This window comes from Luteibacter sp. P4_E6, from assembly GCF_056401535.1.
The window spans coordinates 1-6308 of record NZ_JBFUJE010000230.1; the positions used below are offsets into that span (position 1 = coordinate 1).

The 6308-nt window shown below is 64.7% G+C and carries 8 protein-coding genes; 4 read left to right on the forward strand and 4 right to left on the reverse strand.

Annotated elements, in window-relative coordinates:
- Nucleotides 1-718 (forward strand): universal stress protein (locus AC1DT2_RS13810; protein ID WP_477296901.1); only part of this gene is annotated, 718 nt, incomplete at its 5' end.
- Between the two features lie 5 nt (nt 719-723).
- On the opposite strand, the gene AC1DT2_RS13815 is transcribed toward AC1DT2_RS13810, so the two are convergent.
- The 4 genes from AC1DT2_RS13815 to AC1DT2_RS13830 form a co-directional block, all read right to left on the reverse strand.
- Complete coding sequence (locus AC1DT2_RS13815) at nt 724-2106, reverse strand: MBL fold metallo-hydrolase RNA specificity domain-containing protein (RefSeq protein ID WP_477296903.1); 1383 nt, start codon at nt 2104-2106, stop codon at nt 724-726.
- The gene (locus tag AC1DT2_RS13820; protein WP_477296905.1) at nt 2103-2672 is read right to left on the reverse strand and encodes an N-acetyltransferase family protein; all 570 of its coding nucleotides are present in this window, start codon (nt 2670-2672) and stop codon (nt 2103-2105) included. Before AC1DT2_RS13820 ends, AC1DT2_RS13815 begins: the two co-directional genes overlap by 4 nt.
- Nucleotides 2673-2734: 62 nt before the next feature.
- Complete coding sequence (adhP, locus tag AC1DT2_RS13825) at nt 2735-3766, reverse strand: alcohol dehydrogenase AdhP (protein ID WP_477296913.1); 1032 nt, start codon at nt 3764-3766, stop codon at nt 2735-2737.
- Nucleotides 3767-3778: 12 nt separating this feature from the next.
- Nucleotides 3779-4717 carry a universal stress protein gene (locus AC1DT2_RS13830; protein WP_477296907.1) on the reverse strand — a complete coding sequence of 313 codons (939 nt, stop codon included), beginning with the start codon at nt 4715-4717 and terminating at the stop codon, nt 3779-3781.
- A 200-nt stretch (nt 4718-4917) separates the two neighbouring features.
- Here AC1DT2_RS13830 and AC1DT2_RS13835 point away from each other — a divergent pair, with 200 nt between their 5' ends.
- The 3 genes from AC1DT2_RS13835 to AC1DT2_RS13845 form a co-directional block, all read left to right on the forward strand.
- The gene (locus AC1DT2_RS13835; protein ID WP_477296909.1) at nt 4918-5355 is read left to right on the forward strand and encodes a CBS domain-containing protein; all 438 of its coding nucleotides are present in this window, start codon (nt 4918-4920) and stop codon (nt 5353-5355) included.
- 119 nt (nt 5356-5474) lie between these two features.
- Nucleotides 5475-5912, forward strand: coding sequence for a universal stress protein (locus AC1DT2_RS13840; RefSeq protein WP_477296911.1), 438 nt, complete (start codon nt 5475-5477; stop codon nt 5910-5912).
- A gap of 11 nt (nt 5913-5923) precedes the next feature.
- The coding region (locus AC1DT2_RS13845; protein WP_477296912.1) for a universal stress protein at nt 5924-6308 on the forward strand (385 nt) is incomplete at its 3' end.

Sequence of the window (6308 nt, forward strand, 5' to 3'; positions counted from 1 at the left end):
CTCGATGGCCTTTCTGGGCGGTCGCCCGTTCCGTACCGACGCGACGGTGGTCGCACTTCTGGAGCCCTCTCCGCGGGTGAAGTGTCACGACGACCTCAAGTCGTCGGGTGAAGGTGCCGAGTTCGTTCGACGGGCGACCACGGCCGGAGCACGTCTCCCGCAATGGGCGGTCGTGGGCAACGATGTCGGGCACGATTTGAAGGCGCTGAGCGCGTGGCACGACCTCATCGTCGTGCAGCGCCCGAACGATGAGCTGGCCAACCCGGTCGACGGGCTCGAGCACCTTGTGAAGGGAACGGGGCTACCGTGCCTGATCCTGCCCAAGGTATGCGCGCCGTGTGGCGTCTTCGAGCGCGTGGTTCTGGCGTGGGATGGCAGTCAACCGGCCACCCGGGCCATCCGTGCGGCCTTGCCCTTGATCGGCGCGGCCAAAGAGGTGGTGCTTCTCGATGGCACCCATCCCGACACCGCCCCTGTGGAACCCACGTTCCACCCTCTGGCGTTTCTCGCGCGCCACGGGATCGAGGCCTCGCATCACCGGATCCGTACGTCACCGGGCGATGCCGGTGCGGTCGTGCTCGCCAAGGCGAAGCACTTCAAGGCTGACCTGCTGGTGATGGGCGCTTACGGGCACACTCCGCTGCGCGAGAGAATACTGGGCGGCGCGACGCGCCATGTCCTCACTCACGGTTATCTGGCGACGCTCCTTTGTCACTGACTAGGTCAGCCCACGCGACAGGGTGATTCCATCCGGGGGCACGCAACAGGGACGCCGCGCGCCCGCAGGATCTGCTCCATGACGGCCATGCCGCCATGTTCTTCACCGTGGACCAGCAGCACCTGCCGCCGCGGTGCGCTGCCGAGCCAGGCAAGCAGCTCGGGTTGATCGGCGTGAGCGGAAAAGCCATTGATGGTCCAGACGTGCGAGCGCACCGGAATGTCTTCCCGGCCGATCCGAACGCGCTTATGACCATCGATGATCTGCCGGGCCAGCGTGCCCTCGGCGGCGTATCCCACGAAGATGATGCCGGCGCGACCGCGATCCAGGTTGTGACGTAAGTGGTGCCGCACGCGACCCCCGGTGCACATCCCCGAACCGGCCAGAATGATGGCTCCGCCCTCGATACGGTTGATCGCCATCGACTCATCGACCGTGCGGGCAAAATGCACCTGCGGCGCGGTGAACGGGTCTTCCTGGACCAGCCGACCGCGAAATGCGTCGCTAAGCGCTTCCGGGTGTCGACGAAACACCTCCGTCGCCGAGATGGCCATGGGCGAGTCAAGGAACACCGGCGTGCCTGCAGGGATCGTACCGCCCCGCATGGCCTGATGCAGGCAATACAGGATGTCTTGCGCCCGTTCCAGGGCAAACGTGGGAATGATCACGTTCCCATGCCCCCGCAACGTGCTCGTGATCGCGCCGAGGAACTCGTCGCGGCTGGCGGCGAAATCGCGGTGGGCCCGGTCACCGTAGGTGGTTTCCATCACCACGATATCCGCCTCCGGCGCCGGGGTGAGGGGCCGCAGGATGTCGCTCCCGCGGTGGCCCAGATCGCCCGAAAAGACCATCCGCCGCTGCGTTACGCCGTCGTCCAGCTCGAGCAAGATGCTTGCCGACCCGAGGATATGTCCGGCGTCCAAGAACGTCGCCCGTACCCCCGGTGCGATGTCGCACGGCTCGCCGTAAGCAACCACGCGGTCGAACGCCTCCATCGCGTGAAACGCATCATCGATGGTCGATACCGGGGTGGCGTGCGCACTGCCGCGCGCGGCGGCCCGGCGAGCCTCTTCTTCCTGAAGCGCGGCGGCATCCATCAACACGATGCGAGCCAAATCCCGGCTAGCTGAAGTGGTCACGATCGACCCACGGAAGCCGTCACGGACCAGTTTCGGCAGCCGCCCGCAATGGTCCAGATGCGCGTGCGTCAAGAGCACCGCGTCGATCGAGTGAGGGTCGAACAGGAACCCGTTCACGTTGGCTGCGCTGGCATCCCGATCGCCCTGAAACAATCCGCAGTCGACCAGGATGCGGGTCTCCCCGCACTGAACAAGGTGACAGGAGCCGGTCACACCCCGAGCGGCGCCATAGCAGGTATAGATGATCATGAAAGCGTCAGGGAGTGGATCACGAGCGTCGCGTCGTCCGGATCCGACGCACGCGTAAACCCGAGATAGCTGGCCAGGTCGCGCATGCCGTCGTTCTCGGCCAGGTCCACCGAGTAGAGCGTATGGAAGCCCTCCTTGCGTGCCACGTCGATCAGATGACGCATCAGGATCACCGCAAGGCCGCGATGGCGCCAGTCGTCTGCCACGGCCACCGCGCACTCGCATCGGTCGCCCGTCTTACCTGCGCCATAGCGACTGATACCGACCTCGCGCAACTCGCCGTCATCGTGGGTCAACGCCACAAAGGCCATCGTGCGGTGGTGATCAATCGACATCAATTGATCCAGCAGCGCTGGAGAGGCTTCGTGGACTTCACCAAGAAAGCGGTTTCGCTGCGACCGTGCCGAGAGGCGCCGGATGAAAGCCTGCTCGCGTTCGCGATCATYGGGGCGTAGCGGCCTGATGAGCACCGGGGTGCCGTCGTCGAGCGCCTCGATCCAGTGGTCGCCCTGGATGGCGGGGAAGGCAGGGTTGTGAGGGGAAGCAGTATGGGTGGATGTCGACATGACGTTCTCCGGATCAATTGCATCTGCATAAGCCACGGAATCCGTGACCGGATGAACCACGATCAGGCGTTGAAACCGAGCACGACACGACCTTCCACGGCACCACGCTCGAGCCGCGCAAACACGTCGTTGATGTCCTCAAGCACACCATGCTCAACATGGGCGCGAACCTTGCCACGCAACGCAAACTCCATCGCTTCGCGCAGATCGTTCCGAGTACCTACGATCGAGCCGCGCACGGTGATGCGGTTGAGCACGATGTCGAAGATCGGTGCTGCGAAACTGCCGGGTGGTAAGCCCAAGAGTGCAACCGTGCCGCGACGCCGGACCATGCCCAACGCCTGAGAAAAAGCGGTGGGCGACACGGCTGTGACAAGAACTCCATGGGCCCCGCCGCCGGTCGCGCGGTGAACCTCCGCTGTGACGTTCTCGTCCCGACCGTCCAGAGCCACCTCCGCGCCCAGTTCGCGGGCGAGTACCAGCTTGTCGGCGCTGACGTCGATGGCGACGACACGCAGCCCCATCGCGATGGCGTATTGCACGGCCAGGTGACCGAGGCCACCGATGCCAGAGATCGCCACCCATTGGCCCGGTCGCGCTTCGGTCTCAAGCAGTCCCTTGTAAGTTGTCACCCCCGCGCAGAGGATCGGTGCCAAAGCCATCGGGTCCGCCACGCGCGGCAGTGGCAGGACGTGTGACGCCGCCCCGATGGCATATTCGGCGAACGTGCCATTCACGCTGTAACCGCTGTTGTGTTGATCGGCGCATAGCGTTTCCCACCCGCCGGCGCAGTACTCGCAGTGGCCACACGCATCGTGCAACCACGCGATACCAACGCGATCTCCGCGGGCGAGGCCAGTCACGCCGGCCCCGGTCTCCACGATGATGCCGATGCCCTCGTGGCCCGGAATGAACGGCAACGTGGGTTTGACCGGCCAGTCGCCTTGCGCGGCGTGCAAGTCCGTGTGGCACACGCCGGTGGCCTCCATGCGGATCAACACCTGGCCCGGACCAGGTGCAGGAATGGGTACCCGGGTTAGCTCCAGCGGCTCGCCAAAGCGGCGCACGACGGCCGCCCGCATCATCCCTTCGATCATGACGTGCTCCTAGTGCGCGAAGAGGACCGGAACGGTCGAGTCGAGAAACAACTCGCGCGTGGTGCCGCCAATGGCCCATTCGCGTAGCCGTCCATGCCCGTAACCGCCGGCAACGATCAGCTGTGCATGTCGCCGGCTGGCTTGGTCCAGCAAGGCGTGGCCAATCGACGTTCCACGCGAGGAGCAATGGATGAGATTGGCTCGCACGCCGTGACTATGCAGGTGCGTCAGCAGGCTCTCAACCGACCGTGCGGCCGGTTCCATGATGCTTGCCGGGGCGTCCACGACCACCACGTCGACCGCTTCGGCAGCCTCGAGCAGGGGCAAGGCATCGTGTACCGCCCGCGCCGCCTCGGCCGTATCCGTCCATGCCACGATGGCATGCCGCGGGGGCAAATGTGCCTTCGATCCTTCGGGCACGACGACCACGGGACGGCCCGACTCCAGAAGCAGCCCGGCAAAGTACGCATGCGCCAGCGAGACATCGGAGGCCGATCCAGCAGGTCGGTTCATGAAGACAATATCGGCGCGGCGTGTCGCCGCCGCAGCGAGTGCCGGCGGTGCGGAGTACAGCGCCTCCAGCGTGCGTACCTCGCCCTCGAGGCGCATCGCCGAGATCAGATGGCGCATGTCCTGAGCTTGGCGCTCGCCGTCGGCGCGGATCTTGGCGTAGCGTTCGACCAGCGTCGGATCGGGCACCAGGGCCCAGGCGTCGAAGGCGTCCTGCGGCATGGCAAGCATCTGCAGCACGTTCAGGCGGGCACCGGCCCGCCGAGCGAACACGCCCGCCGCGGTCACAGCAACCTGGTCACCCGGCATCTGCATAACCACAACCGCAATTTCGCGAAACGAGTGGAGTTCCTCCGTTCGCACCTGAGCTTTCTCCGCCTCCAGCGGGTGCCAGGCCAGGCCATCGTTAGGATCCTGCAGGAGCCTGCTCTCGTTCATGACCGCCACCGTTCGTTTGCCATCGGGAGACTGTGTTGTAGGGCGATTGGCAGACGCGTCTCTTGACGCAGGTCAAACCGCACGGCGATCGAGAGCGCAGCGCGAGCCTAGGCCCAGAAACCATCGGCACTTGACCTCGATCAAACGATGGTCTCGGCCGGCAGCGCAGGCTGATGACTTCTGACCCAGGAGCACAGTCCATGAAAGCCATCGAGATTGGCCGCGAGCACGTCCCTGTTGTCAGCGGCACAACGCTCGTGAGCGAGGTCGCACGGCTCATGAGCACGCACCAGGTTTCGTGTGTGGTTGTCGCCGAGGCAAGCCGGCTGCCAGAGGGGGTGATCTCCGAGCGCGACTTGGTGGTGCGGGGTATGGCGGCGGGGGCCGATATGAGTCGTCTGACCGCCGCGGCGGTCATGTCGACCCCGGCAGTGGTGTGTCGCGCGGATGGATCGTTGGCTGACGTCGTGCAAGCCATGGCCGGCGGTGCAGTGGGCCACCTGCCCTTGGTCGACGAGAACCGTCGCTTGGTCGGCATCGTATCGGCAACGGACGTGACGGCCGCGGTCACCACACTCCTGGGGCAACTTGCCAACGCGCTCGCCGCCGATGCTCTGACCGACCGACCGTACGCGTGAGGTGGCGGATCGTGCACGCCATGCGGTGGACCCGCTACGGGGTTGACCTAGGTCAAGCCGACCGTTCACGACGTCGCTGAAAATGCTTTCCAGGCCACCACCGGTGAGCGGAGAAACTCATGTTCAACCACATTCTACTTCCCACGGACGGGACACCCGCGTCATTGAAAGCGGCCCATGTCGCTATCGAACTGGCGGCCCGCTGCGGATCGCATCTGTCCGTCCTTCATGTCGTCGAGCCGATCGCCTCGCCCCGCCACCGGGGTGGCGTCGCCGTCGCCGTGGAGCTCGACCGCATCGCTGACTTGCAACGCCTGTCAGATGGTTACTTAAGGCAAATCCAAGAGCTCGCCGAAGTTCGTGGTGCCGTGTGTACCACGTCACAGGTCACGTGCCATGCGCCCAGTGAGGCCATCGAAGAGTTTGCCGAACTCCACGATTGCGATCTCATCGTGATGGGCTCGCATGGCAAGCATGGCCTCAAACGACTGGTCCTCGGTAGCCAGACTCAAAAAGTGTTGATGGTCACGACCCGACCTGTCCTGATCTGTCCCTAGGAGATTCCCTAATGTTCGAGCGTATCCTTCTTCTGGTCGACGGCACGCAGGCGTCTGATCGAGCGACCCACGTTTGCATCGATGCGGCCGCTGCACTGGGTAGCCACGTCTATGCGTTGAACGTCATCTCACCGTTACCGTCGGTCAACCTGCTTGCTGACTACATTGAAGGCGATATCTGCTTTACTCGCGTCACCGGCCGGGCCACTCAGCTGCTGGAAAGGGCCAGGATTGCCGGCAAAGCTGCGGGGGTCGACGTGTCGACCGAATACACGTTTGACCATCGCCCCGATACCGTGGCGGTCGCCCGGGCGCATACCCGCGGCTGTGATCTCGTCGTCATGCCCGGACGCGGCCCAGGACATGCCAACGCCTTCTTGCGGGACGTCGCACAAC